This is a genomic window from Prochlorococcus sp. MIT 1327 (assembly GCF_047304785.1).
GTDB classification, from domain to species: Bacteria; Cyanobacteriota; Cyanobacteriia; order PCC-6307; family Cyanobiaceae; genus Prochlorococcus; species Prochlorococcus marinus_D.
The window spans coordinates 159,694-185,833 of sequence record NZ_CP138972.1 but is presented as its reverse complement, the minus strand read 5'-3'; the positions used below and the strand labels follow the sequence as shown (position 1 = coordinate 185,833).

Annotated in this window: 28 protein-coding genes and 1 tRNA gene; 12 read left to right on the top strand and 17 right to left on the bottom strand. The window is 52.3% G+C overall.

Annotated features, from left to right (window positions below; genetic code table 11):
* Positions 1-7: 7 nt before the first annotated feature.
* The gene (locus SIB80_RS00870) at positions 8-409 is read right to left on the bottom strand and encodes an HNH endonuclease (RefSeq protein WP_063420792.1); all 402 of its coding nucleotides are present in this window, start codon (positions 407-409) and stop codon (positions 8-10) included.
* A 154-nt stretch (positions 410-563) separates the two neighbouring features.
* Here SIB80_RS00870 and SIB80_RS00865 point away from each other — a divergent pair, with 154 nt between their 5' ends.
* Entirely contained in the window at positions 564-2,192 is a 1,629-nt protein-coding gene (locus SIB80_RS00865; RefSeq protein ID WP_236076916.1) for a DEAD/DEAH box helicase, read from the top strand.
* On the opposite strand, the gene SIB80_RS00860 is transcribed toward SIB80_RS00865, so the two are convergent.
* The 3 genes from SIB80_RS00860 to SIB80_RS00850 all read right to left on the bottom strand — a co-directional run bounded on the left by SIB80_RS00860 (position 2,129) and on the right by SIB80_RS00850 (position 3,538).
* Positions 2,129-2,542 (bottom strand): hypothetical protein, encoded by a 414-nt coding sequence (locus SIB80_RS00860; RefSeq protein ID WP_063420793.1) that lies wholly within the window; start codon positions 2,540-2,542, stop codon positions 2,129-2,131. The two genes, SIB80_RS00865 and SIB80_RS00860, sit on opposite strands and share 64 nt — an antisense overlap.
* Positions 2,520-2,960, bottom strand: coding sequence for a DUF6554 family protein (locus SIB80_RS00855; RefSeq protein ID WP_063420794.1), 441 nt, complete (start codon positions 2,958-2,960; stop codon positions 2,520-2,522). Before SIB80_RS00855 ends, SIB80_RS00860 begins: the two co-directional genes overlap by 23 nt.
* A gap of 62 nt (positions 2,961-3,022) precedes the next feature.
* Positions 3,023-3,538 (bottom strand): AbrB family transcriptional regulator, encoded by a 516-nt coding sequence (locus SIB80_RS00850; RefSeq protein WP_011824729.1) that lies wholly within the window; start codon positions 3,536-3,538, stop codon positions 3,023-3,025.
* 120 nt (positions 3,539-3,658) lie between these two features.
* Here SIB80_RS00850 and SIB80_RS00845 point away from each other — a divergent pair, with 120 nt between their 5' ends.
* The 3 genes from SIB80_RS00845 (at position 3,659) to SIB80_RS00835 (ending at position 4,582) form a co-directional block, all read left to right on the top strand.
* Complete coding sequence (locus SIB80_RS00845; RefSeq protein WP_063420795.1) at positions 3,659-3,955, top strand: LysR family transcriptional regulator; 297 nt, start codon at positions 3,659-3,661, stop codon at positions 3,953-3,955.
* Between the two features lie 37 nt (positions 3,956-3,992).
* Positions 3,993-4,223 (top strand): hypothetical protein, encoded by a 231-nt coding sequence (locus SIB80_RS00840; RefSeq protein ID WP_063420796.1) that lies wholly within the window; start codon positions 3,993-3,995, stop codon positions 4,221-4,223.
* A gap of 167 nt (positions 4,224-4,390) precedes the next feature.
* A complete protein-coding gene (locus SIB80_RS00835) occupies positions 4,391-4,582 on the top strand; it encodes a hypothetical protein (protein WP_063420884.1) in 192 nt (63 codons plus the stop codon).
* 106 nt (positions 4,583-4,688) lie between these two features.
* Here SIB80_RS00835 and SIB80_RS00830 read toward each other — a convergent pair.
* Both SIB80_RS00830 and SIB80_RS00825 read right to left on the bottom strand, forming a co-directional pair.
* Positions 4,689-4,760 (bottom strand) — tRNA-Gly (locus tag SIB80_RS00830).
* 48 nt (positions 4,761-4,808) lie between these two features.
* On the bottom strand, positions 4,809-5,957 hold the full coding sequence (locus SIB80_RS00825; RefSeq protein WP_063420797.1) for a pyridoxal-phosphate-dependent aminotransferase family protein: 1,149 nt from the start codon (positions 5,955-5,957) through the stop codon (positions 4,809-4,811).
* Between the two features lie 83 nt (positions 5,958-6,040).
* Between SIB80_RS00825 and cbiD the strand changes: the two genes are divergently transcribed.
* From cbiD to mrdA, 5 genes are all read left to right on the top strand, one after another.
* On the top strand, positions 6,041-7,195 hold the full coding sequence (gene cbiD / locus SIB80_RS00820; protein ID WP_063420798.1) for a cobalt-precorrin-5B (C(1))-methyltransferase CbiD: 1,155 nt from the start codon (positions 6,041-6,043) through the stop codon (positions 7,193-7,195).
* A 40-nt stretch (positions 7,196-7,235) separates the two neighbouring features.
* Positions 7,236-8,822 (top strand): glutamine-hydrolyzing GMP synthase, encoded by a 1,587-nt coding sequence (gene guaA / locus SIB80_RS00815; RefSeq protein WP_063420799.1) that lies wholly within the window; start codon positions 7,236-7,238, stop codon positions 8,820-8,822.
* Between the two features lie 469 nt (positions 8,823-9,291).
* Positions 9,292-9,903 (top strand): hypothetical protein, encoded by a 612-nt coding sequence (locus SIB80_RS00810; protein ID WP_063420800.1) that lies wholly within the window; start codon positions 9,292-9,294, stop codon positions 9,901-9,903.
* Positions 9,904-9,918: 15 nt separating this feature from the next.
* Positions 9,919-10,320, top strand: coding sequence for a hypothetical protein (locus SIB80_RS00805; RefSeq protein WP_063420801.1), 402 nt, complete (start codon positions 9,919-9,921; stop codon positions 10,318-10,320).
* Between the two features lie 5 nt (positions 10,321-10,325).
* Entirely contained in the window at positions 10,326-12,128 is a 1,803-nt protein-coding gene (gene mrdA / locus SIB80_RS00800; protein WP_063420802.1) for a penicillin-binding protein 2, read from the top strand.
* 35 nt (positions 12,129-12,163) lie between these two features.
* On the opposite strand, the gene SIB80_RS00795 is transcribed toward mrdA, so the two are convergent.
* The 4 genes from SIB80_RS00795 to SIB80_RS00780 form a co-directional block, all read right to left on the bottom strand.
* Positions 12,164-13,309 (bottom strand): glycosyltransferase family 4 protein, encoded by a 1,146-nt coding sequence (locus SIB80_RS00795; protein ID WP_041384827.1) that lies wholly within the window; start codon positions 13,307-13,309, stop codon positions 12,164-12,166.
* A 29-nt stretch (positions 13,310-13,338) separates the two neighbouring features.
* Positions 13,339-14,535, bottom strand: coding sequence for an NAD-dependent epimerase/dehydratase family protein (locus SIB80_RS00790; protein WP_063404297.1), 1,197 nt, complete (start codon positions 14,533-14,535; stop codon positions 13,339-13,341).
* Between the two features lie 59 nt (positions 14,536-14,594).
* A complete protein-coding gene (gene psb34 / locus SIB80_RS00785; protein WP_063396515.1) occupies positions 14,595-14,762 on the bottom strand; it encodes a photosystem II assembly protein Psb34 in 168 nt (55 codons plus the stop codon).
* Between the two features lie 67 nt (positions 14,763-14,829).
* Positions 14,830-15,660 carry a thiazole synthase gene (locus SIB80_RS00780; protein ID WP_063420885.1) on the bottom strand — a complete coding sequence of 277 codons (831 nt, stop codon included), beginning with the start codon at positions 15,658-15,660 and terminating at the stop codon, positions 14,830-14,832.
* An 88-nt stretch (positions 15,661-15,748) separates the two neighbouring features.
* Between SIB80_RS00780 and SIB80_RS00775 the strand changes: the two genes are divergently transcribed.
* Positions 15,749-16,288 (top strand): hypothetical protein, encoded by a 540-nt coding sequence (locus tag SIB80_RS00775; RefSeq protein WP_063420803.1) that lies wholly within the window; start codon positions 15,749-15,751, stop codon positions 16,286-16,288.
* On the opposite strand, the gene SIB80_RS00770 is transcribed toward SIB80_RS00775, so the two are convergent.
* The 3 genes from SIB80_RS00770 to rpmI form a co-directional block, all read right to left on the bottom strand.
* A complete protein-coding gene (locus SIB80_RS00770; protein WP_063404293.1) occupies positions 16,256-16,819 on the bottom strand; it encodes a tetratricopeptide repeat protein in 564 nt (187 codons plus the stop codon). The two genes, SIB80_RS00775 and SIB80_RS00770, sit on opposite strands and share 33 nt — an antisense overlap.
* Before the next feature lie 1,015 nt (positions 16,820-17,834).
* The gene (gene rplT / locus SIB80_RS00765; protein WP_011129434.1) at positions 17,835-18,182 is read right to left on the bottom strand and encodes a 50S ribosomal protein L20; all 348 of its coding nucleotides are present in this window, start codon (positions 18,180-18,182) and stop codon (positions 17,835-17,837) included.
* Positions 18,183-18,253: 71 nt separating this feature from the next.
* Positions 18,254-18,451 (bottom strand): 50S ribosomal protein L35, encoded by a 198-nt coding sequence (gene rpmI / locus SIB80_RS00760; protein ID WP_011129435.1) that lies wholly within the window; start codon positions 18,449-18,451, stop codon positions 18,254-18,256.
* Between the two features lie 63 nt (positions 18,452-18,514).
* On the opposite strand from rpmI, the gene SIB80_RS00755 reads away from it, so the two are divergent.
* Together SIB80_RS00755 and SIB80_RS00750 are read left to right on the top strand one after the other, a co-directional pair.
* Positions 18,515-20,125: a SpoIID/LytB domain-containing protein gene (locus tag SIB80_RS00755; RefSeq protein WP_205909751.1), complete on the top strand. Its 1,611-nt coding sequence runs from the start codon at positions 18,515-18,517 to the stop codon at positions 20,123-20,125.
* Positions 20,126-20,149: 24 nt separating this feature from the next.
* The gene (locus SIB80_RS00750; RefSeq protein ID WP_063420806.1) at positions 20,150-21,481 is read left to right on the top strand and encodes a glycosyltransferase; all 1,332 of its coding nucleotides are present in this window, start codon (positions 20,150-20,152) and stop codon (positions 21,479-21,481) included.
* A gap of 4 nt (positions 21,482-21,485) precedes the next feature.
* Here SIB80_RS00750 and SIB80_RS00745 read toward each other — a convergent pair whose 3' ends face one another.
* The 4 genes from SIB80_RS00745 to clpP all read right to left on the bottom strand — a co-directional run bounded on the left by SIB80_RS00745 (position 21,486) and on the right by clpP (position 26,136).
* Entirely contained in the window at positions 21,486-23,306 is a 1,821-nt protein-coding gene (locus SIB80_RS00745) for a DNA polymerase III subunit gamma/tau (protein WP_063420807.1), read from the bottom strand.
* Positions 23,307-23,329: 23 nt separating this feature from the next.
* Entirely contained in the window at positions 23,330-24,010 is a 681-nt protein-coding gene (locus SIB80_RS00740; RefSeq protein ID WP_063420808.1) for a lecithin retinol acyltransferase family protein, read from the bottom strand.
* 4 nt (positions 24,011-24,014) lie between these two features.
* A complete protein-coding gene (gene clpX / locus SIB80_RS00735) occupies positions 24,015-25,373 on the bottom strand; it encodes an ATP-dependent protease ATP-binding subunit ClpX (protein WP_063420809.1) in 1,359 nt (452 codons plus the stop codon).
* 88 nt (positions 25,374-25,461) lie between these two features.
* Positions 25,462-26,136, bottom strand: a complete 675-nt coding sequence (gene clpP / locus SIB80_RS00730) for an ATP-dependent Clp endopeptidase proteolytic subunit ClpP (RefSeq protein ID WP_063396507.1) — start codon at positions 26,134-26,136, stop codon at positions 25,462-25,464.
* Between the last annotated feature and the right edge of the window lie 4 nt (positions 26,137-26,140).

The following is a 26,140-nucleotide window of genomic DNA, read 5'->3' as shown; positions in this document are numbered from 1 at the left end:
GATTGGCTTAGGCCAGCTGGGGCATCCATTCTTCATCTTCGCTGATAACAGGAGCTTCTCTATGGTTGGGTTGGGTCCATTGAAGCAACCTTAAAGCCAGTCTGAGATCGCCATCCATCCAGGCGCGGATGGCCATTGCGCGTCGCGGATCATAGAAGCGTTGGCGTCTATACCACTCGAAGGCATGGGCATCTGATTTGTGACCGTTACAGGAGAGACAGGCCGGAACGCAGTTTTGAGTAATACTTAAGCCTCCACGACTGCGAGGCAAAATATGGTCAATTGATTCAGAAGTTTTACCGCAATAGATACAACTTTGAGCCGTATAGTTGTGAAGGGATTTTCTCCATCTTCGTACACGTAACTTGGGACAGAGATCTTCGAGGAAAACCGCGTCCCTATTGTGCATCCGAGTTCCTCGGTTTTGTGCAGTTTGCCGCGAATGCTCTTTGAGTCAATGTGTCTAAATATCTATTTTGGCTTGCTTTGCTCTGTTTTTTACAGTGGTTGCTTTCGCTCTTGCTAGTAAGGCAATGGGGCGTAAATTAGGTGTTCATTGAGCAGTGAAGCTCACGCCTAAATCGTCTGCTAGCTGTTATTTGGGTCTGACTGCGGCGGGTTTGGTCAAGGTGGCGTTCCCTTTCGATGCGGTGACTCAGGCTCAGCTTCTCAAAGTGAGGCCTCGTGGAATTTGGCGTGGTGCTCGCCAGGGCTGGGAATTTCCTTTGGTTGCGGCTCAACATTTGCAGAGGCAGTTTGGTTCACGTTTTTTGGTGCAGGACGACTTGGCTCAGTGGCTGAGTTGGTTCGAACAGCCTTTGCCACCGATGCCGCCCCATCGTGATCTCGTGAGCTATGCAGAGTTTGAGGTTGCTTTGACAGATGGTCGTAGACCTCTTCCTCATCAGTGCTCTGGAGCCCGTTGGTTGTTAGCGCGGCGCGGTGCAGTATTGGCTGATGAAATGGGTCTTGGGAAGACTCTTACCTCTCTTTTGGCGGCTCGCGCCATGGTGAGATGTGCTGATGTACGGGTCATGGTGGTGGCGCCTGTGGGTCTTCATGACCACTGGCGCACCGAAGCTGCCAGTCTTGATTTGCAGGTGTCCATCCATAGCTGGGCTCGTCTGCCTAGGGAATTGCCGGCGGCGGGAACGCTTCTGTTGGTGGATGAAGCGCATTTCGGCCAGTCCATCAAGTCAAGACGAACTCAGGCTCTTTTAAGGCTTGCGCGGCATCCGCGTTTAAGGGCTATTTGGTTACTCACCGGGACGCCGATGAAAAATGGTCGTCCTGATCAGCTTTATCCACTGCTGGCTGCCATTGATCATCCTTTGGCTCGAGATCAACGTAAGTTTGAAGAGCGTTTTTGTCAGGGTCACTGGCGAGATCAAGGTGGACAGCGACGCTGGCATGCACGTGGTGCGAGTGATCTCGATGCTCTAGGGAAGCTCACACGGCCATTGGTTCTGCATCGACGCAAGCAGACTTTGCTTGGCTTGCCCCCAAAACGTCGTCAAGAGCATCGGGTTGTCCTTACAGAGCCAGAGTCTCGTGGTTTTGACCATCGTCTAGCTCTTGTCATTGACAACTATCGCCATCGAGTTCAGCAGGGCTTGGTGCGTTCAGATGCGGAATCGCTGGCGGTGCTTACGGCTTTGCGTCAGATCGCAGCGGAGTTCAAGCTGCCAGCAGTGGAGACTGTTGTCGCAGCACTTCTTGCTGAGGGGCAAGCCGTTGTCCTTTTCAGCAGTTTTGTTGGTCCTTTGTTGCTTTTGCAGCAACGCTTAGGGGGTGAGTTGTTAACTGGTCGTCAGCGTCCAGGGCAACGTCAGGAAGCTGTGAATCGTTTTCAATCAGGGAAGAGTTCCCTTTTGTTGGCAACCTATGCAGTAGGCGGGCTTGGTTACACCTTGCATCGCGCTAGGCATGTGGTTTTGCTTGAACGTCACTGGACACCTGGTGATGTGGATCAGGCTGAGGATCGTTGCCATCGATTGGGGATGGATGGCGGACTCACGAGTCACTGGTTCCAACTGGGTTTTGCAGATCAGCTGGTGGATGCTCTGATAGCAAGTAAGGCTGAGCGGATTGAGGTATTGCTTGGTTCTCGTCGTGTTGGACTCAAGCGTCAGCCTTTGCCAGTCATGTTGAGATGTTGCATGCAGGAGTCTTTACGCACGGTTAGTTCGTGACGCACCATCGGATCAGCTGATGCTCCTTGTTGATTCAGAAGCTGTAAGCCTTTGGAGACATCTTGACAAGCCAAATTGGTTTGGCCAAGCAGGGTGTAGATCAGGGACCGGTCGTTGAGTGGTTCAGGGTCATTTTGATGTTGGCTCACTACGCTATTGCAGCGCAGTAGGGCTTGGTCGAGTCCTTTGAGGTCAAGATTTTCCAAGCAAGCTTGGGACGAGATATTCGAGTCAGCAGATGGATTGTTTGGTGCTGAGCGACTGTTGCAGCTCAGACCGGAAAGCAGCAACCCGCTCAGAAATAGTTTGGCAAGGAAACGAAGGAATTTAATAACTGTAGTGCTGCTCATGATCTGTGCTTGAAGGAGTGGTGGTGTTGGTATTGCCAGAGCTATAGGAGTCGATGACAGTCTCATCACCACTTTCTTGATCAGCTACTGATAAAGAGTTTTTGGTATTTCCGAAGAGATCGCCAAGGTATTGACCACAGTTTGGGTAACTGCTGGGTTCGTTGACCACTGCTTCAGTAATTAATACAGCAGCATGATTTGGTGAGGTCTTGAAAAGGCTATTTCCCTGGCGTTTGATCAGGGCATAAGAGGCAGTCCAGCTCACCTCATGGTTATTGCCATGACTACGCATGAAGCAGTAGACCTGGGCTCCTTTGCTTGCGGTGTCAGTTGTTGCTGATTGGGCAGCTGTGGCAGAAAGACTGATTCCCACAAGGCCTAGCAGTGTGAGTGAAAGGGCAACTCGATTTCGATTCATCGTTTGCAAGTCAACACAGTATTGATCAACGTATCGATTGAAACAGTCCTGTCCAGGTTTAATCAGGAATCAATTAGTCCTAATGGGGCCAATAGCTTCACCAGAAGGGGTAGTACCAAAAGTACGGTGATTAATCTCACAGCATGCAGGGTGGCGACTGCAGCACCGACGCCGAATTCCGCACCTACCAGACTCATGCCACTGATGCCTCCTGGGGCAGCGCCGAGGAGTGAAACAACAGGGTCAATACCTAGTAATCGACTGCTCCAAAGACCGATCACGATCCCAGTAAGTACAAGGGTCAGAGTGATCAGTAGGGCTGGTTTCCAGAGGCTTTGCAGCTCCCCTAGGGAGCTTTTGGTTAGGCCAGTACCGATCACCGTGCCGATGGCGATTTCAATCGCTGTGCGTGTGCCTGAGGGCCATTCAGCAACATCAAGGCGACCGCTCATGCTTACGAGCCCTGCACCTAAAAGAGCACCTGCAAGGGGTGCTGCTGGAATACCAGTGCGCAAGGTCAGCAGACCTAATGCTGTTCCTGCCATGAGATAAATCAGTAACGTTGCCAGAGAAGGCATGAGATCGATTTGAAACAGTACAGATACTTTGAGCGCAAATGATTCTCCTCACCATCTGCCTAATGACTTGAGCCTTTATTCCTCATGTGTTGTCATCTGGACAAAGTATTTTTTGTGGCTATGTCCTCGTCAGTTTCTTTTCGAATTACTCGTACTGCAGAAGACCTGGTTCAGACGATCACTGCTTTATCGCAGAGGCTCGTTAAATTGGAGCAGCGTCAGGAGGCTTTGGAGTTTCAGTTGAGACAGCAGAGCGAATCTCAGAGGATTCCCGCAGAGGAAATGGAGATGCTCGATGGGGTTGAGCAGCTCTTAAAAGAGTGCCAGGAAATGCTTGATAGTTCTGATCAAGCTGAGGATCAAGCCCGAGAAGAACCTCAGTCTTGGTCAGGGGAACCAGACACTCTTGCGGCATGAGGGTGGCATCGGGTGCACAATAAAAAGAAAGGCATCCATGGCTTTAACCATTTCTGCCTCTGGCCAAGCTGGGGTTACCAGCTCAGTAATTTCACCGTTAGCGAGATCTTCTATCAGACTTCAGGCCTTCCATGAGGGGGGGCATCAGCTCGAGAAGCTTGAATTTGCATTGGCTGTTGCCGAAACACGTGGTGACAAGACTCGTGCGTCAGTCTTAAGAGCTCAGATCGAAACTATGGGAGGCAACATTGAGGAGCCAGGAACCTGATTTAACCCCCTTATATTTTCTATACATATCAATTGGCTGACTTGGGCAACAACATTTGCTGTTTTGATGCTCGATATTGCTTGTACTAGACAATTCGCGTTAAACTTTCAATCAAGGGGTTCAGCTGAGCAGTCTTGACGTCTACTTTTTTGAAAACAACAGCGGGCATGAATTCCGCTTCTATTCAACGCGAGGTTTACTTGAAGGCCGCGAGTGGTTTTTTTGACCGAGCTTCTGCACAGGCTGAAGCGGGAGATTTTCAGGCTGCTGGCAGTTTGATTCTTAAGGCATTAGATCAGGAGCGTCGTGCAGGAGTGGTTGGCCCACAAGTTCTTCAATTAATCAAGCCCAGATCATGAATTGGCATTGAATAATGAATGCTTTGAAGCCTATTTTTAATTAGATCGGTTTTTGGTTTGTTAACTATGAATGAGTATTCTATGAACTTTGATTAATCCTTTGATAAGCGGGTGACCGGATTCGAACCGGCGACGTTCAGCTTGGGAAGCTGACATTCTACCACTGAATTACACCCGCATTTTATCAGTTTAGATCTGCTTTAGTTCGTTTTGTTGGCGAGCACTGTTATCTCAGAATTGCTGCTGCTGCAGCCAGGCCATCTCCCATGTTGCCTTTATGCAAGCCAAGAGATTGCAAGGTGGATTCGATGGCAGCTATGGCAGTGAGGATATCTCTATCACATATGAATCCAAGATGGCCGATACGGAAGACCTTTCCTTTTAGATGATCCTGTCCTCCTGCTAGCAGGATGTCGAATTTCTCTTTGACAGTTTTGCGCAGTTGCTCTGCATCAACTCCCTCAGGTGCGACTGCGGTGATCGCTGGGCTGCCGTGTCCTTCAGCTGCATACAGGGGCAGGCAGATGGCCTTCATGCCGGCCTGAGCGGCTGCGCGATGGCGTGCATGACGGTCAAAGATGGCTTCTAGGCCTTCTGACTGCATCATTCCCAGCGCAGATTCCAGTGCGAAGTAGAGATTCACAGCAGGGGTGAATGGATTGCTGTCTTGAGCGGCAGTTTTTCGGTAAGGCCCTAGATCGAGATAAAACTTCGGTAGATCCGATTGTTGATGCGCTTGCCAGGCTCGTTCACTCATGGCCACGAAGCTGAGCCCTGGAGGCATCATGTATCCCTTTTGGGAACCGGAGGCAACCACATCTAGACCCCAAGAGTCCATGGGGACATTGCAGGCTCCAAGGCTTGTCACGCAATCAGCGATGGTTAGTGCTTTGCCGTGAGCGCGGACATATTTGCTGATGGTTTCAAGGTCGTTAATGACCCCGGTTGAGGTTTCCGAGTGGGTGAGGATTACGGCTTTGATTGTTTTGCCATTGTCTGCTTCCAGTGCTCTTTTGAAGGCTTCTGGGTCTAACGGTTGTCCCCAGTCTGCTTTTATCACTTGTACGTCCAGGCCGTAGGCCTTAGCCAGCTTTACCCAGCGCTGTCCAAACTTGCCGTTGTCGCCGCAGAGGACCTTGTCGCCGTAGCTGAGGGTATTGATGATTCCTGCTTCCATCGCAGCGGTGCCGCTGCCAGTGATGACTAGAACATCTGCTTTGGTCTGATGTAGCCAGCGCAGCTGCTCGGTGGTATGTCTAACGACGGCTTGAAACTCTCCACTGCGATGGCCGATGGGGTGGCGACCCATGGCTTTGAGTACTGTTTCGGGAACAGGTGTAGGACCCGGGATCATCAGAGTGAGTTTGTCCTGCACGGCCTAAGGCTTAGTAATGAACCATCCTAAAAAATACCTAAGCAAGGGTTGTTATCGATCACGCCGATGCTGATTCAAGGGGGTTGACGCTCCCGGTTTGGGTCGCGGCTGCGGCCCGAGCTGCTACCGAAGCTTTGCTTGGTAGGCCTTTCAGTGGTTTTCAGTTGCTTGAATTGCCTGATCGCGACGAACCTTTTGCTGTGTCAGTGACCTCTGCAGCGGTTTTGGCTGGAGGTGAACAGGCTTTGGCAATCAGCCATTGCGATCCAGGTTCAGGTTTGGATCTCACAAGAGGTTTGGAGATTTGGGTGTGTGTTCAGTGGCAGGAGTTTGTTGATGATGATGAGTTGAATGTTCATCCAGAGGCCTGGCTTAATCTTGTGGCAGGCAAAGGTGTTGGCACGCTGGGGTCCGGTGGAGAGGCGTGTGTGTCTCGATTTGCACGCGAGCTTTTGAGTCGTAATTTGTACCCGCTGGTGCCTTCGGGTCGAGGGCTGCAGTTGGAAGTTGTGTTGCCTAGGGGTAGAGATTTGGCAGCACGTACCAGTAATGCAGCTTTTGGGGTTGTGGATGGCTTGGCCTTGATTGGTACCCAGGCGGATGTGCAGGTCAGCGCCTCTCCTGATCAGTTGCAGCAGACCATTGAGCAACTACGTCGGCAAAGTGCCGCTTCAGATTTTTGTGGAGCAATGACTTTGGTGATTGGTGAGAATGGTCTTGATCTAGCTCGACAGTTGGGGTTGGCTGCTCAGCCGCTCCTCAAGATTGGCAATTGGTTGGGGCCTGTCATTGTGGCCGCGGCAGAGGCTGGGGTGGAGCAATTGTTGTTGTTTGGGTATCACGGCAAGTTGGTGAAGTTGGCAGGGGGGATTTTTCATACTCATCACCATCTGGCAGATGGTCGTTTGGAGGTGCTTGCGGCCATGGCTGTGCGTGAAGGATTGCCGTTGGATCTGATCCGGCAACTTGGCCAGGCTGATTCCATGGAGGCAGCCTTGAAGATGCTGGAAGCTCAAGATCCAGAGCTGGTAAGCAAGCTTTGGTATCGGCTGGCAGCAACAGTGGAGCATCGCAGCGCTGCCTACCTTGCACGTTATGGCTCATGGTCGATAGCTATTGGGGCAGCTCTTTTCGACCGTCAGCGACGGTTGCGCTGGGCTGGTCCCCAAGGGTCTCAACAGTTGGCTGTCTTGGGAGTGACCCCTGAGGATTCACCGATAAGCCTTTCTCTACCCTGAACGTTCTGTTGGTTGACTCCAGAGGAGTTTTTTCGCTGATATGTCCAATTCCCAGTCTGAAGGTCAGAGCCAGCCGGCAATCGTCATTCTCGATTTTGGCTCTCAGTATTCAGAGCTGATTGCCCGTCGGGTGCGAGAAACAGAGGTCTACTCATTGGTGATGAGCTATTGCACCTCAGCGGATGAGCTTCGCCAGCTTGCCCCGAAGGGCATCATTTTGAGTGGCGGACCTAGCTCTGTGTATGCCGAGAGAGCGCCGCTTTGTGATCCGAACATTTGGGATTTGGGTATTCCTGTGCTTGGTGTTTGTTACGGCATGCAGCTAATGGTGCAGCAGCTGGGTGGTCGGGTGGAGGCTGCTATTGGCAAGGCTGAATACGGTAAGGCGCCCTTGCAGGTCGAGGACCCTAGGGACCTTCTCACCAATGTTGAAAGTGGCTCCACGATGTGGATGAGCCATGGTGATGTGGTGAGGGATTTGCCTGAGGGGTTTGTTCGGCTTGCTCATACAGCCAATACTCCTGATGCGGCGGTTGCTGATCACAATCGTCAGTTTTATGGCGTTCAGTTTCACCCTGAGGTGGTGCATTCAAGCCACGGAATTGCTCTGATTCGAAACTTCGTTTACCACATTTGTGGTTGTGAGCCGAATTGGACGACTACTGCATTTATTGAAGAATCGATTGCTCAGGTGCAGGCTCAGGTGGGTCAGAAAAGGGTCTTGCTTGCTTTGTCTGGAGGAGTTGATTCCTCAACACTGGCTTTTCTATTAAAAAAGGCCATTGGAGATCAGCTCACGTGCATGTTTATTGATCAGGGGTTTATGCGTAAAGGTGAGCCTGAGTTTTTGATGAATTTCTTTGATCGTAAGTTTAATATTAATGTTGAATACATCAATGCAAGACAACGGTTTATTTCTAAGTTGAATGGCATTGTTGATCCAGAAGAGAAACGTAAAATTATTGGTACCGAATTCATTCGAGTATTTGAAGAAGAGAGTGCTCGACTTGGTCCATTCGATTACCTCGCCCAGGGGACTCTGTATCCAGATGTGATTGAGAGTGCTGGAACTAACGTTGATCGAAAGACCGGAGAGCGGGTGGCCGTGAAGATTAAGAGCCACCACAATGTAGGCGGTCTTCCCAAAGATTTGCAGTTCAAATTGGTGGAGCCGCTTAGGCGATTGTTTAAGGATGAAGTGCGAAAGGTAGGCCGTGCTTTGGGGCTTCCTGAAGAGATTGTCCGCCGCCATCCTTTTCCTGGGCCAGGCCTGGCGATTCGTATCCTTGATGAAGTTACCGATGAAAAGCTCAATTGCTTACGCGATGCTGATTTAATCGTGCGAGAGGAAATCCGTGATGCGGGTTTATATCACGACATATGGCAGGCCTTTGCTGTGTTGCTGCCCGTGCGCTCTGTAGGGGTAATGGGGGATAAACGCACCTATGCGTGGCCGATTGTGCTGCGATGTGTCTCCAGTGAGGACGGCATGACAGCGGATTGGTCGCGTTTGCCTTATGAACTTTTGGAGCGTATCTCCAATCGAATTGTCAATGAAGTGAGAGGTGTCAACCGTGTTGTGCTTGACATCACCAGCAAGCCTCCTGGAACGATTGAGTGGGAATAGTTTAGGTATTAAATTTCTTTTCTTAACTCTACATTGTGGCTTCACGTTTTATTGGAGGTGATGCGAAATTATATGTTCTGGCGCCAGTTTTAAGAGCCCTGCGATTTTATTTGGATTGAGAATATTATGCATCTTGGCTTTTGATAAGCTTACATTTTTCTTGTCAACTGTCGTTCGAATCAGTTTATTTCATGTCGCCAATGATCAACTTTGGCTTTTGCTTATTTGGTAATTATTGTCGATGTGTTGATGGTGGCAAACATTCACGATCTTTGTAGCGTCGAATCTTCTTCTTCAATGCTCTCTGCTCTGACTTGGCTGCATGAGCTCCAATCGTCTTCGAGAATGCTCTGCATCACTCAATATTTTTGATTCGCACCCTTGAAGTGAAAGTCGATTCTGTTGAGGTGATGAGGGACTGGTGAAGCTCAGAATGACTCGATAGCCTGGGCCACTGGCTTAGAGACTTTTGACCGTCGCCCAACAGCAGGACATACAGCTAGACCGCCGTTTGCAACAGGACAGCATTCAGTTTGCGGGTAAGACCGTTTATATCAACCCTTTCCTGTACTGGCGAAGGTTTGACAGCAACACCGATCGTTGGTTAAGGGAGCCTGGTCAGTTGGGTGAAGACCAGATCAGCCTCAATCGTGGTCGCTTTTACCCTGAGCTTGATTGGGCCCTGTTGGATGAGAGCCAAAGGGATATCAAGGATGCTGCTGTTGAGATGTTCCTTAAAAGTTTGGAGCTGATCGGCACTTTTCACCCTGAACTTACAGCTGGCCAGTTGCTTGAGGTCGAGCGCAAGATGGCGGTCACCAAGAAGCAGTCGTTTGAGCGCTGGGTCGAGAAGTCGTTTCGCAGGCGTTGCAAACAAGAGTCTCGTGAGCGCAAGCGCTTTGCTCGTGAGCGTTTTTGGCGGTCTTGGAGTGAATGGTTCAGCTTGGAGACAACGCATCATGCTGTGGGACCAATGGTGGCGTTATTGGTTTTGGCAGGTTTTGGGGGCTGGTCGATAGGAATGTCTCAAACGTCTTGCCCAACACTTTTGATCCCTTCCGAGCAAACTGTTGTTAGGTAGACCTTTGAGGATTGCATGGCCGACGATTCGTTCGACAGCCTTCGCCTTTCCCTGATGCAGGATGCTCTTCCTGTGGGTTTGGCGATGGTTGATCGGGTCCGTCGTGGTGGAGCGAGAAAAATGGTGGAAGCTTTTACGGGCTCAAGTGATCCCCTCCAGGAGCTTCGTGTTGAAGGAGAAGCTGCTGCTAGATCCGTACGTGATCGATTAGATCAGGTCAGCCCAGGGCTGGGTAATCCTGTGATGGCAGTGAATGTGGCCGTTGATGATGTCGTTGTGAATTCCCCAGACCCTCAGGATCAGCAGATTTTGCTGGAGGTGCTGGCCAGGATTGAGGGAAGGCTTGATGCTCTTCAGCTTCACCTGCAGAAAGATGTTGGCGATTTTTCGCCAACATCAGGCGTGGAAGAAAGCTGACGTTGATGAGTGGATCGCGGCCTTTGGGAGGAGCCAATCAGCGGCACAGTGGTTTAGGCCAGCAGCCCAAGGTCTTTCTTGCTCTGGTGCTTTTGTTTAGTGGTGCCATGGTGGCGCGGTTGATCTGGTTACAGCTTTTGGAAGGGGCTCGATACCGAGAGTTGGCAGATGAAAATCGGATTCGCTTGGTACCCCGCTCACCGATTCGTGGTCGGCTGCTCGATCGTCAAGGCCGTGTACTTGCCTCAAGCAAGCTGAGCTACAACCTTTATTTGCAGCCTCGATTGGTTAGTGATGTTAATTGGCCTGGGCTTCGTGACAGTCTTTCTCAGTTGCTCAATCTTCCTAAGCAGGATTTAGATCAACGCAGGCGACAGGGGGTTGGCACGGATGGCTATCGCATCACTTTGGCAACTGATTTGAAACCTGAGCAGGTGCTGCGTTTTCGAGAGCAGGCTCGCAGTTTTGAAGCGGCCCAGGTCGATGTGGATGTACTACGTCACTACCCGCACGGCACTTTGGCCGCCCATGTCTTGGGTTATACCCAGCCAATTACTGAAAAAGAGTTTAAGACTCTCGCTGATCAGGGTTATGAGATTAGAGATCGCATTGGCCGAATTGGAGTGGAGGCGGCCTATGAGCCTCATTTACGAGGGAAGTGGGGTGGTCAGATGCTTGAAGTCAACGCTATGGGAGAGGTGCAGCGCAGTCTTGGTGACAAGCCTTCACAGGCGGGTAAAGACCTCCTCCTCACACTGGACCTTGATTTGCAGTTGGCTGCTGAAAAGGCTCTTGAAGATAAGCCTGGCGGTGCAGTTGTAGCACTCGATCCTCGTAACGGTGCTATTCGCGCCATGGCTAGTCGCCCTGCCTTTGATCCCAATTTTTTCTCAAAATTGTTCACCACGCAGAAGGAGTACGACAAGCTTTTTGCTTCGTCGAGCACGCCATTGCTCAGTCGGGCTATGAATGCCTATGACCCGGGGAGTACTTGGAAACCTGTTACAAGTATGGCGGGCATGGAGAGTGGCAAGTTTCTGCCTGATGTGCGTTTAAAGACGGCGGCATGCATCACTTATGGGGGGCATTGCTTCCCTGACCACAACGGTGTCGGATTTGGCACGATCGGGTATGAGGATGCGCTGCGCTTTTCCAGCAATACCTTCTTTTATCAGGTGGGTGTGGGTGTGGGTTCTAAGGCGCTTTATGAGGCCGCCATCAAGCTTGGTTTCGATGCCCGCACTGGGATTGAGATTGGCTATGAGGAGAGCAAGGGCTTGGTGGGCCATCAGGCCTGGGCGGCTAAAGGTCGGGGTTGGGCTGAGGCTGGAACGACTCCTTGGATTCCCGAGGACATGGCCAGCGCCTCGATTGGTCAATCTGTGGTTCAGATCACTCCTTTGCAACTTGCTCGTGCTTATGCAGTATTCGCCAATGGGGGTTTTTTGGTCACTCCTCATCTGGCAGATGGTGCGATCGACTGGACTTCATCACAGCGACGCATCAAGGTCGATATCAAGCCATCCACATTGGCGACGATTCGGCGTGGTTTGCGAAAGGTTGTGCAGGATGGGACTGGTTCAGGTCTCAATTTGCCCAACTTTCCGCAAGTGGCTGGCAAGACGGGCACTGCTGAGGACAGTACCGGTGGCTCTGATCACGCATGGTTTGCATGTTTTGCGCCATATCAGTCAGCAGAAATCGTCGTTGTTGCTTTTGCCCAGAACACTCCTGGGGGAGGTTCGGTCCATGCATTGCCTATGGCACGGCAGGTGCTTCAGGCTTGGAATCGCACACGCTCTAGTTGATCACACTGACTCTCAGAACACACTGATGTTTGTTCTCAGGCGGCCAGGTTGAGGGGTTGGCCGAGGATTGTTCTGTAGTAGCTCCGCAGTTGTTGCGTGGCACTGGCCCATCCCCAGCGTTCGGCTTCTTGACGGGCTGCTTTGCGCAGACCTTGACGCTCGAGATCGTTGCCGAGCAGTCGTCGGGTTGCATTGATCAGGCTGGTGGACCCTCCATCCACTCCATCCGGCTCGTAGAGACAGCCGTTGACTCCGTCGGTAATGATGTCTGGAATTCCGCCACGATTGGCTCCTACTACAGGACAACCTGCTGCCATTGCTTCCAGTAAAACGAGCCCAAGGGTTTCGGTGCTTGAGGGGAATAGAAAGGCATCCCCGCTTGCATATGCACTGGCTAGTTCTTCCCCTTCGAGATAGCCCACAAATGTTGTAGCAGTGCCTTCAAATGCTTTTTCCAGTTGCTGGCGGTGAGGTCCATCGCCTACTAGGGCCAATCGTGCCTCGGGTATGCGATCGAGAACAGGTTTGATGCGTTCGATTTGCTTTTCGGCGGAGAGCCGCCCTACGTAGAGAAGCAGGGCACCTTGATCGTCGTTTGTGTTCAAAAGGCGTAAGCGCATGGTTTCGTTGCGCAGTTCCGGTCGAAAGAGTTCGGTATCCACGCCGCGTTGCCACAGGGCGGTGTTTTGGATCCCTTTCTCGCTCAATTCAGCCACCATTGCTGTTGAGGTGCAGAGATTGAGTATTGCTTGATTGTGGGCTGCCTTGAGAAGTTCCCAGAGCAAGGGTTCCAGCATGCCCATGCCGTAATGCTCTAGGTATTTCGGGAGGTGGGTGTGGTAGCTAGCTATTAGCGGGATTCCGTTGGTTTTGGCGAGCCAAATTCCCCCAAGGCCTAGTACAGCTGGATTGACAACGTGTACGAGATCGGGTTCGAAGGTTTCTAGGGCTTCGGCAACGGCTGGTCTGGGCAGGGCAAGCTTCAGTTCCGGATAGAGCGGCAGTGGCATGGCTGGCACTCCTATCAATTCCGCTCCCATGTATTCGCTAGGACAGCCTTCCGGGCAGAACACCATCACTTCATCACCGGCTTCAACCAGGTGCTGCACCGTTTTGGTGAGTCTTGTCACGATTCCATCCACTTTTGGGAGGAAGGTCTCTGTGAAAAAGGCGATCTTCACTGGTTCAGCGGGTGGTGTGGGCAGGCTGTTTAGGAGGGGTTCTTGATGGCCTCCGCCTGGGTCGAAGTCCAGGCCGATACACATGGGATACGACTGCGGTCGCAGCGGTCTGCCCAGCGTTTTGCCACATCGACTACTTCAGCAAGTAGGCCATCGTCGAGGGTGGTTGGTTTGAGTCCAAGTTCGATGAAGCAGCGGTTATCCACAATCAGATCATTTTCCACTGCTTCGTTGCGTGGGTTTGGAAGATGGTTTAGTTCGGCGCCGGTTAGGGCAGCTACCTTCTTGGCAAGTTCACCCACTTGGTGGCTCTCGGTCATTTGGTTGAAAATCTTGACTCGTTCGCCTTTAGCCGGTGGGTTTTCAAGAGCCAGTTGTACGCACTTCACAGAATCGCAGATGTGGATGAAGGCACGGGTTTGACCTCCTGTTCCATGGACAGTGAGCGGATAACCGATTGCTGCCTGCATCAGGAAGCGGTTGAGAACTGTGCCGTAGTCACCGTCGTAATCAAAGCGGTTGGTTAGTCGTGGATCCCTAGCGGTTGCTTCAGTGTTGGTACCCCAGACGATGCCTTGGTGAAGGTCGGTGATCCTGATTTGGTCATTCTTGTTGTAGTAGAGGAAAAGCAGTTGATCGAGCGTCTTGGTCATGTGATAGACGCTTCCAGGGCTGGCTGGGTGAAGAATTTCTTCCTCGAAACGGCTGCCATCAGGCTGGGGCACTTCCACTTTGAGGTATCCCTCAGGAATGGTGGCTCCGCGGTGCGAGCCGTAGCCGTAGACCCCCATCGTTCCCAGGTGCACGATGTGGATGTCTAGGCCGCTTTCAACGATGGCGGCGAGCAGATTGTGAGTGCCGTTGACGTTGTTATCGACGGTATAGCGCTTGGTGGAGCTGCTCTTCATCGAGTAGGGAGCTGCACGCTGCTCGGCAAAGTGAACCACCGCATCGGGTCGTTCAGTTTTGAGCATTGTCACCAATCGGTCGTACTGATGGGCGATGTCTAGGTGCTCAAAACGAATTGGCTTGCCTCCGATTTCTCGCCAGGCCCTAAGGCGGTCACCAATGCTGGTGATTGGTGTCAGTGACTCGACTTCAAGATCGATATCGATCTTGCGGCGGCTGAGATTGTCGACGATCAATACGTCGTGACCCCTATCAGCAAGGTTCACTGCACAAGGCCATCCGCAGAAGCCGTCGCCGCCGAGAACGAAAACTTTCAACTCAAACTCCTGCAGGAACGAGCAATTCGCTCAGTCAGGGCAAGCTACTACAAGGTTTTTCAGCTGATGACGATCCTGACGATGATTAGGGATGTCACAAGCAGGGCTCCACCGATGAGGAGCAGGCGAGTGTTGGCGTTGCTGCTGCCTTTTTCAGCTATCACTTCCATACGGGGTTCTCTTGCAAAGGCGTTGAGTCGACCACCCTCTTCCTCGGTGACTTGCATGTAACACTTACAACTCGGCGGACCCTATGGACAGGATTGCTTGCAGGAACTTTTCCGTTACGTTCCTTCATAATTGTTTGGTCTTGGCTTCCGTAATAATCCCTGTTGTCGGTGAGCTTGGCGAGGCTGCGGCGCGTTCGGGTAGGCGACCTGATCTGTAAGCCTGCCTACCGGCCTGAATTGCCCAGCGCATTGCTTCGGCCATGGTGATTGGATCTCCGGCTAAGGCAATTGCGCTGTTAACCAGCACTGCGTCGGCACCCATTTCCAAGGCCTGTGCAGCTTCACTGGGGACACCGATGCCAGCATCCACAACGACTGGCACTCGGGCGTTTTCAATGATTAGGGAGATGTTGGCGGCATTCCTCAGACCTTGACCTGATCCAATCGGTGAGCCCAGTGGCATGACCGTCGCACAGCCCACCTCTTCAAGGCGCTTAGCCAAGAGGGGATCGGCATTGATGTATGGCAAGACCTCGAAGCCTTCTTTTACCAATTGTTCAGCGGCCTCAAGGGTGCCGAAAGGGTCAGGTAGGAGGTGGCGGCTGTCGGGGATGACTTCGAGCTTGACGAACTTGTTGTCCTCCTGGCCTGCCAGTTTGGCGAGTTCGCGGCCGAGTCGGGCTATACGAATGGCTTCCTCTGCAGTTGCACAGCCAGCGGTGTTGGGCAGCATCCATATTTTTGACCAGTCGATGGCTTCTATCAGGCCGGAGTGGCCTGATGCCATTGTCTGTACACGGCGGACTGCAACCGTCACCATTTCGCATCCTGAAGAGCGCAGACTCTCTTGCATCACTTTTAGGTTTGGGTACTTCCCTGTGCCTGCAAAAAGTCGGCTGTGGAAGTTGCGTTTGCCGATTGTGAGTAGGTCAGGTGAGGAGTGCGTCAGAACCATTGGCGCTGTTGAGGTTGTTGGAACGTCATCGCGGAGTGTCCCGGTTGAGCTGATTGGCCTTAGCTTGTGCCCATCATCATGTTTTTCCATGCCCATCCTGCTCGCCATGGATCTCTCGATTGACAGTCAGGTTCCCTTCGAGCTCACTATGCCCTTGGATTCCTCTCAATTGGCTGTGCCGCTGGTTGTGGAGGGCTCTGTTCAGAGATTTGATCCGGTAGCGCGCGCCGTTGATCTTGCTGAGACAATGCCACGCCAGTGGTGTGGCACTTACAAGTCTTTTGGAGATGGCTCCAATGTTGATGTGAACTTGGATCTGTCCAAGCTCACACCGATTGGCCAGATCATTGATCTGCGTGGAGAGATGCGTCTTGGCAGCGTTACAACTCCTGTGCAGGGAAACTTGAATGCCAAGTCAGATCAGCTGGAATTGTTACCCCTTTCAGATCAGTTGATTCCTGGAGTGGAGCCAGGTGGTTTTTTTATCGGCCTTCAGGAGTTAACAATGGTGGGTTGGCAGGCACCTCGTCTTAGCAATACGGGCGGCATTCTCGACTTAAACAGCTCCTGTTCAGTACAGGCATCAGAAGCCTTATCAGAACCCTTGCCCATCCGCGGGCTCTGGTGAGTTTGTTGGTTGTGTTTTTGCCAATCGCTTGAGGTTTTTGCGCGCTGTCTTGTTCTTGGGATCCAGGCTGAGCACCTTTTGATACAGCTCGTAGGCCTCAGCATCTTGCTCAAGGCGCTCTTTAGCAAAGGCAAGGTTGTTGAGTGCTACGGGGTAGTCAGCCTTGGCTTTGAGGGCTGACTGGTAGTGACTAACTGCAGATGAATAGTCTGTTTGAGCCGCGAGTGCAAACCCAAGGGCATTTTCGATCAGAGCTTTGGCTTCATCTGGTTCACCAGTCAGTTGCTTCAAGGCCTTGCGAAGGGATGCTATGGCCTGGGGATAGAGCCTTTTACGCAGCTGTACAGATGCCAGTTCATAGAGTTTGGATGCCTCTTTGGAAGAGCCCGCTCCACTTTTTTCAAGTCGGATCAGTGCCCGTTCGTCGCGCTGAGTCTTGAAAACTTGACTGCCCACGATGACAGCCACGATTGCGAGCAAACCGATTAGGCCAATTAGGTAGGTTTGCGTTTCTGGCAGGAAGGCGCTCATGGTTTAGGGGCAGTTCTTAGTGATGAGTTGGCATTTGCAGTCAAATCGAGGAAGTAGTCGAATTGACTTTGAACTTTTAACATCTGCTTTTCTGGTTGAAAAACCATTTTCCCAATGGCTCAAAGAGTTTGCGCTGCAGGTTCATCGATATTGAGTTAGGCACTTGCGGGAAATTTGCGCTTCGTTAGAGATCAGCACTGAGGGGTTAGAGGCTTCCAACCATCTTTTCAAAGTAGCTCCCACCATTTGATGGTTTGATATCTTCTCAGACGAGAACGAGTCTTTGCTGGACTAGCAGATTAGGTATAGGACGTTCTGCGTGCATCAGCACGTCAGATTCATTGCTCTCGAGCATGAGAGAGACGTAGCGGAGGGTCTTAGTCCTGCTTGTGTGTTTTGGACCCATCGCTGCAAATCCCTTGGCTTCAGAACATCAGCCGACTTCTAGCTCCTATTGCAGTACCTTCTCTGATCGGCACATTCATGGTTGTTCTCTGCTTTTTTGAGATCAATTGCTGCTGAACGGGCTTGCTCAGTTCAGCAGCAATTGATCACAGTCTTAGTGGCTGCATGTTTGAAGTGTGGGTAGGCCATTGAGATTTTGCCTGAGCTTGTGGGTTGCAGGCCTCAGTTGTTGAAATCAGTCAATTTTTTGGTTCATTTGCTGCCAAGGCAAAGCCGGAGCAAGCCGATCAGCGAAGATCGCGCTCTCTTACATACAGGAGTATTGCCCACATTGGCTTGGAGCCGTCAGCGCAACGGCAAGCCTTGGAGTCAGGTTTAAGGCTTGCTCAGCGATCAAGCCAGAACTGATTTTGATGTCTTGATGATTTTTTAGCTTTGATGGATTGGATGATCCTCAAAAGCAATAGACAGTAGAGAAAAATAAGCCCTATCAAGAGTTCAAGATGCTCTGTTCATCGAACAGAGATCAAAGTTTTTTGTCTAGGTATCAAGAAAGATCTTCAAATTGGAGTTTCTGTTGACTATATGTATTGATAAGCCAAAAAGTGAATCAGCTCTTGGCGGAGGTAACCACGCTAGTGAAACTTTTTGGATCCATAACTGCCAGTTGGGCCAACATTTTCCGATTGATGCGTACGTCGGCTTTTTTTAGGCCACCAATCAGGCGGCTGTAGCTGACTCCATTGATCCGAGCGGCTGCATTAATGCGAGCAATCCAGAGACGACGAAAATCACGTTTGCGCCGCCGCCGATCGCGATAGGCATTGCAAAGAGCCTTCATGACCCGCTGATTGGCTGTGCGGAAGAGGCTTCCATTGCTGCCTTGAAAGCCGCGGGCTAGTCGAAGAATTTTGTTGCGGCGTTTGCGGGCAACGTTGCCTCTTTTGACGCGGGCCATGGTTTAAGAAATCAAGAAGGGAATGAAATCAGATCAGAGCTTGTATAAGACCTGTTAGTTGAGCTTGGTCTTTAGGCGTAAGGGAGCATCAGACGCACATTCTCCGCATCGCGTTCATCTACAACGGCTTTGGTGGCGAGATGGCGCTTTAATTTCGGGCTTTTGTGGTCCAGTAGGTGATTGCGAAATGCACGACGGCGCATGAATTTGCCAGTGACAGTTGCCTTGAACCGCTTGGCAGCAGCTTTGCGGGTCTTGAGCTTAGGCATCTCTGACGGTCTGCGCACAAACGACAACCATACGATCAAGACCTGCCAGAAGCCAAATTTCGCATGATGGGTGTTTGCCGAGGGGAAGCATTGGCCAAGACTTTTCATCGTTCGCTGATTCGCTCAAAGCAAGTCATGAGTGGCGCCCTGGTCTTGCTTGGTGTGTGCACGGTGGGCTGTGACGCCCAAGAGGTGATTCCACCAGTTGGTTCTGTTGGTATGCCTACTCATCAGGCGGTACAGGCTCCGCCGGTTCCTATGTCAGGTAGGTCTTTGTTGTGGGTGGCTTTGCAGCCTTATTTGGGACAGGGCACGACGTCGAGTCGCTCAGCTCCATCATTACGTTTGATCAGTGCTGGGCATCAGCCCTTATTGCTCAAAGATGCGCGCGGTGATGTGCAGCGGGTTCCAGTTATCACAATCACCTGGCGGTTGGTAGCTCTCGAGGAGCCCCTCCAGTTGTCACGTCAGGTGGCTGGTCCATTCGCCAGTTTCGAGTCGGCGGAGCAGGTTGCATCGCAGTGGCGAGAGCTGGGCGTTGCGGCAGTGGTGGCTCATCCAAGCGAATGGGAAGTGTGGGCGCCGCAAGGGGTACAACCTCTCCCAGGAGTGGACATTCGTCTTTGGCAGGGCATCGTCTCTACAGCTGTGCAGCCTGTGATTCAGGGGGACAGTGGTGATCGCAGCTTGGTGGGTCCGATTCAGATTGATGCTCCGGATGGCCTCAGTTGGAAGGGTGGGGTGTATTTGGGGCCGTTTCAACTGCAGGTTGATGCCTACGGAAGCTGGACTTTGGTGGAACATGTCCCCCTGGAGCGGTATCTGGAAGGAGTGGTGCCCCATGAGATTGGAGCGGGCGCTCCATCAGCAGCATTAGCTGCTCAGACGGTGTTGGCTAGGACCTGGGCGCTTGCCAATAGCCATCGGTTTGCCCTTGATGGATACCATCTGTGCAGTGACACTCAGTGCCAGGTTTACAGCGATCCAAGGCAGGCCAGTTTTGGAGTCCGCCAGGCGATTGTGAGCACTGCTGGCAAGGTGTTGAGCTGGAAGGAGCAACCGATCAATGCTGTGTATCACGCCAGCAATGGTGGTGTGATGGCCGCTGGTTCTGAAGCTTGGTCCATGGAGTCTGTTCCATACCTAAGGGCTCAGTTGGATGGATCCGTTGGATGGGTAGATCGATTCCTTTTGCCACTTACAGAACGAGTTGTCGTGAAGTCATTGCTGGATAATGCCGATGGTGCTTATGGCCAGGGTCATCCCCGTTTTCGTTGGACCCGTACTTTGACTGCTGAACAGTTGAAACAAGCTTTGCGTTTGGTGGCGCCTAGCTTGTCAATGCCCCAGCGATTGACTGTTCTTGAACGGGGTCCAAGTGGTCGGGTTTTGTCTTTGGAGATACGTGATGAAGGCCATCAGCCCCCTGTGGTGCTTCGATTAGACGATATTCGGCGTCATTTGCGTCAGTTGCCAAGCACTCTCTTCGTGGTTGAGGAAGTTGGTGTCGGAGTTTGGCAACTTTCTGGCGGTGGTTTTGGCCATGGGGCTGGGCTTTCACAAGCCGGAGCAGTTGATCTGGCCCGTCGGGGCTGGACAACTGAACAGATTCTTAGTCATTACTACCCAGGAACGACCTATGGACCTTTGCCTGAGATGAAGGATGCCCCTTAGAGTCACTGGACTTCGGGTCTATGCATGGCCGCCGCCGCTGTCATTGGGGATTATCGACGCGGTAAGACAGCCCTGTTTTTGATTGCTTGCGGTTGGGCTGGTGCCGCACCCCACCTTTGGTTGGAAGCAGGTAGAAGTCTTTTGCCTGCAATTACGCTGGCTTTTGTCTTGGGAGGGTATGGCCTGCGCACGGTTTTGCGCGATCGGCAGCACTCGTCTGCCAATGTCAATGAAATAGGGCTTGAGCCCTCTGCTGAGTATGTCTGGCCCAGCGTTGATGTTTTGGTCGCTGCCAGGGATGAGGAAGCTGTGGTTGATCGGTTGGTGGAACGTCTTGCCGGTCTGAACTATCCCAAGGGCAAGCTGTCTACTTGGATTATTGATGATGGTAGTCAGGACCGAACGCCAGCTCTACTGGATGAGTTGCAGCAGCAGTTTCCTTCTTTAAACGTGATTCATCGTCCTTCTGGAGCAGGCGGCGGAAAGTCTGGAGCTCTTAATGCAGCACTCCAGCAGCTTCAGGGGGAATGGCTTTTGATTCTTGATGCTGATGCCCAGTTGCAGGATGACCTGCTCCAGCGTCTGGTGTTATTTGCCCAACAGGGTGGGTGGTCTGCTGTGCAGTTGCGTAAGGCGGTGATCAACTCTCAGCACAATCTGCTCACCAGGGTTCAGGCGATGGAGATGGCTATGGATGCCTTGATTCAACAAGGACGCTTAGCTGGGGGAGGCGTGGTTGAGCTGCGTGGAAATGGCCAGTTGATTCAACGCTCCACGCTGGAGGCTTGTGGGGGATTCAATGAAAATACGGTCACAGATGATCTTGATCTGAGTTTCCGTTTGCTTACAGCTGGAGCTTTGGTCGGGATTGTCTGGAACCCTCCAGTGCAGGAGGAGGCAGTGGAGAGCTTGTTAGCTCTTTGGAGACAACGGCAACGTTGGGCCGAGGGTGGATTGCAGCGATTTTTTGACTACTGGCCAGTCTTGATGTCCAGCAAGTTAACTCTGGCTCAGCGTCGTGATTTGGCTTGTTTTTTCCTCCTTCAATACGCCCTCCCAGTGGTGTCTTTCGCTGATTTGTTCACCACATTGTTGACACGCACTATCCCAACCTATTGGCCCCTTTCGATCGTGGCCTTCAGCATTTCAGGGATGGCTTACTGGCGCGGTTGTAGGAGCATCAGTGATGGGCCTGCTTTGCCATCACCAACCCCGTGGAATCTTGTGGTGGCGATTACTTATTTGTCTCACTGGTTTGTGGTCATCCCTTGGGTCACAGTACGGATGGCACTGTTCCCGAAGAGTTTGGTGTGGGCCAAGACTAGTCATCATGGCCAACAGCCTGTTCAGGTTTGAATGTTTAAAGGTCCACGTCCAGCACTTTCCCGTTGAAGAAGTCAGCTAGGCGCTTTGCTTTGCTGTCGATGGGTTCTAAAGAGGAAGTGGGCTGAGTCGTAGGAGAATCCTCCTCTAGAGGCTTTTGCTGGTCTGGGATGGCGGCGCTTGTTGCAGGATCTGGGGAATAAGCGTCTGTAGATCTGGATTGAACTTGTGGTGGTGGTGATGGTTCAGCAGTGGAAGCGGATGTGTTTGTTGTTGTTGCCGCACCCGTTTTTTGTGGGATGGGAGTTTGTGTGGCACTTCCGCTTTGGCTTTCGAGAACAAGCTGTCTGGAATTTCCCAGGGCTTTTGCAATTGCTTGTTCCAGGAGGGTTGCACGGCTTTGCACCATTCCCATCCAGTTGCCGGCGACTTGAACCACGGCGCGATGGTCATCAAGGCGCACTAGCTGGGCTTGCTGAGAGAGCAACATGCGTGTGGAAGGTAACTCCAAACTGCCAAGTATTTGTTGCCATAACTCCTGCAGATTGCTGTTAGGGGTGCTCTGGGCTGGAGCTGGGGATGGATTGGGTTCTGCGTTTGGGGTGATTGCTGAGACTGGATCGTGGGTCGTTGTTGATCCAGAAGGGGGTTGTTGGATTTGTGTTGTCGGGGTCAATGCCTTGGCAGTGATCGCCTGCGTAGTTGGGGTTATTGGTTGAGCTGTCTTTGCTATTGGCACTGCGGTTACAGCTTCACTGGAAGGTGGATCGGCCAGTAGACCCAGCAGAAGCACTTCAAGCCAGAGACGGGGTTGAACGCTGTGCCGCAGCTGATTTTCGCTTCCTTTGAGTTGGACCTGCCATTGCAAAAGCTGATGACGACCTATTTGGCTGGCTAGGGGCGGCAATTGATTGCGGAATTGTGGAGAAACACTTGTGAGTTCAGGGCGATCGGGTGCGGCAGTCATGAGCACCAAATCTCGCAACACCGCTGCCAGCCCTTGCAGAAGTGCACCTGGATCACGGCCTCGATTCAGCAGGTTTCGGCAGGTTTCCAATAAGCTAAGTGGATCGGCTTGGGCCAAGGCTGCGGCTAGTTTCAGCAGCTCTTGCTCAGGCACGGCTCCCATCAACTCCCATACAGCTTCTGCTTTGATTGGCCCTGGAAGCAGGCTGAGCTGATCAAGCAGGCTTTCTGCATCTCGAAGTCCTCCCTGGGCTCGCTGGGCTACTACATGCAGGGCTTCGGGCTCAATCGGAATAGCTTCACGAGTGGCGATCATCTCTAGGTGTTTTTCAAGGGCTTCCAGTGGAATCCGCCTGAAATCAAAACGCTGACAACGGCTGAGGATGGTCGGCAGCACTCGCTGTGGATCGGTCGTTGCTAGTACGAACACCACCCGTGGTGGTGGTTCTTCAAGGGTCTTCAGTAGGGCATTGAAGGCGGCGGTTGAGAGCATGTGGCATTCGTCCACCACATACACCTTCCAGCGGGCTTGTACCGGGGCAAAGCGGGAGCGTTCGATCAGTTCGCGAATGTTGTCTACGCCGGTGTTGGAGGCGGCGTCGATTTCGATCACGTCTAGTGCTGTGCCAGCGGCAATGCTTTTGCAGAGCTCACAGTTTCCGCATGGCTCGGGTGTTGGCTGGTCGCAGTTCAAGCAGTTGAGTGATCGGGCCAGGATGCGAGCACTGGAGGTTTTACCAGTGCCTCGTGGACCGCTGAATAGATAGGCCGGTGCGATCCGGCTGCTGCGCAAGGCATGACTGAGGGTCGCGGCGATCGCGTCCTGTCCCACCAGGGCATCGAAGCGTTGTGGTCGATATTTGTGATGCAGCGGCTGGTAGGCCGGGCTCATGCGCTGCTGGCGGGATGTTGAGGTTACTCAGGCTTGGCTTTTGGCTCGTCGAGCAATGCAGTGATGCGGGCTTCTAGATCTTCTATTGTTGCTAGTTCATCGGCAAGGGTCTGACCTTTTATCAGCAAAGAACGGCTGCGGGAGTTGCGGTGATCGATCAAGTTGTTGTCTGGTTCACCATGAAGCCATCCCTCTGCTTGCTCAAGTGTTGCTTCAAGTTTGTTGAGTAAGTTCACGCGCAGACTTTTCAGTTGAGCTACTGCTTGCCTTGCACGTTCCCGCGAGGTTTCATCCACCAATCCTCGCCGAAGGAGTAGTGATAATCCTGTCAGTAGGGCAGCAGGGATGATTTGCCCCAGTGCCAGCGCTCCTAGGCTGCTGGTTTGCATCCAGTCCTCGACTTGGCTGCTGCGATGTCGCCCGGTTTTGCACCAGTTGGCAAAGTGCTCACAATTATTGAAAAGTAAGTTGTAGCGCTGCTCTCCAATGCGACTCATCGCTCGTCTCAGGGTCACTCCTGAGGGAGAGGCCTGGGTGTGATTTACCACGTTCACAGGTGCACCGCGCGAGAAGTCTTCAAGTGAGCTGCGCAGGATTGATCGACCTTCTAGATAGTGGGCCACGCTGCCATCTCCAAGATCAATTCCGTGATGCAAAAAAAGTCCGTGCTGGCGGGGCACCCTTAGGTGGTCAGCTGTCGCCACTGGATCAGGCTGATTCCTGATGCGATCGCTCGTCGTTGGCTGGTAGAGGCAGCACCTTGCCGCCGGTATGTTCATCAACCATCGTGCGGGTCACGGTGAATTTCTTTACGTTCTTCTTGGAGGGAAGGTCGTACATCAAATCAAGCATTAACTCTTCGATAATGCCTCGTAGTGCTCGGGCCCCGGTCTTGCGCCGATGTGCTTCCTGGGCGATAGCTTCTACGGCATCTGATTCAAACTCAAGCTGCACGTTGTCCATGCTCAGCAGGGTGCTGAATTGCTTGATCAGTGCATCACGAGGTTCCGTGAGTATCGATTCGAGTGCTTGTGAATCCAGTGGTTCAAGCACTGCACTCACGGGAATCCGGCCAATGAATTCAGGGATCAAGCCATAACGCACGAGGTCGTCGGCTTCAAGGTGGTGAAGCACCTGTGAGGCCTGTAGATCACGATTGGCCCGGCTGCGCCCTCGACCATCGCTGGGCATAAAGCCAATGGCATTACGGCCTAGTCGCCGTTGCACTACATCTTCGAGGCCAATGAAGGCACCACCGCAGATGAAGAGGATCTGGCTGGTGTCGATTTGGATGCAGTCTTGATAGGGGTGTTTACGCCCTCCTTGCGGTGGCACGTTGGCGACTGTGCCTTCGAGCATCTTTAGCAGGGCTTGCTGTACTCCTTCACCGGATACGTCGCGAGTAATGGAGGGGTTTTCACTTTTTCGGGCGATCTTATCGATCTCATCGACGTAAATGATGCCCCGCTGGGCATGCTCCACGTCCATGTCGGCCTTTTGCAATAGCCGCAGCAAAATGTTTTCGACATCCTCGCCCACGTAGCCGGCTTCGGTCAGTGTGGTTGCATCAGCAACGGCGAAGGGCACGTCCAGGAGTTCGGCCAGGGTCTGGGCTAATAGGGTTTTGCCACAGCCTGTTGGACCGATGAGCAGGATGTTTGACTTGTGGAGCCTGGTTGCAGAGAGATCGGTTTCGCCTTGGCCGTCACCTTGCCAAGCCAGGCGTTTGTAGTGGTTGTAGACGGCGACTGAAAGGACTTTTTTGGCAGCTTCTTGCCCCACCACTTGCTTATCTAGGAAGTTTTTGATCTGCTGAGGTTTGGGGATGGTGGCGAGTGTGGGTGCTGGCTTTCCACTTTTATGGGCAGCATTTGCAGACTTGCGGTTGGACTCGCTGCTATGACGTGGGTTGCCTTGGCTATCGACAAGTTCTTCATCCAGGATCTCGGTGCAGAGATCGATGCATTCGTCGCAGATGTAGACACCTGGCCCGGCAATCAATTTGCGTACTTGGTCCTGAGACTTGCCGCAGAAAGAGCACTTTAGATGGGCGTCGAATTTGGCCATCGGGCTGTGATCACTTCAAACGGGCAGACAGGATCTGACGAATGTTGGCCAGCCTGAACGCTCAGGATCGTGTCAGATCAGGGTTGCGTCACCCTTCCGTAACGATTCCACCGCCTGTGAGGCTATCCACAACCCGATCGATCAGTCCGTATTCAACCGCTTTTGCTGGAGAAAGGAAGTGGTCGCGGTCAGTGTCTTCAGCGATTTTGTTGAGGGGTTGGCCAGTGTGCTCGGCTAGAAGGCCGTTGAGGGTTTCTTTTAAGAAGAGGATCTCCTTGGCCTGGATTTCGATGTCTACTGCTTGGCCCTGGGCACCACCCAGGGGCTGATGAATCATGATCCGTGCATTGGGTAGTGCCAGTCGCTTGCCTTTGGTACCTCCGCAGAGAAGGAAAGCCCCCATGCTGGCAGCAAGGCCATAACAGATGGTCACGACGTCTGGAGCGACCTGCTGCATGGTGTCATAGATAGCCAAACCAGCGGTCACTGAACCACCTGGGGAGTTGATATAGATCTGGATGTCCTTTTCGGGATCTTCGGCTTCAAGGAAGAGCATCTGAGCGACGAGGGCATCTGCCACTTGATCGTCGACACCAGTGCCAAGAAAAATGATTCGCTCACGTAGTAAGCGCGAGTAAATGTCGAATGCCCGTTCTCCTCGGCCCGACTGTTCCACCACTGTGGGCAAGATCCCTGGTGATGAGACAGGACGAATGCCTTGCCAGCGATTGTGGATGGGGTGGTAGCAGCAGGAATCGATCACTCGC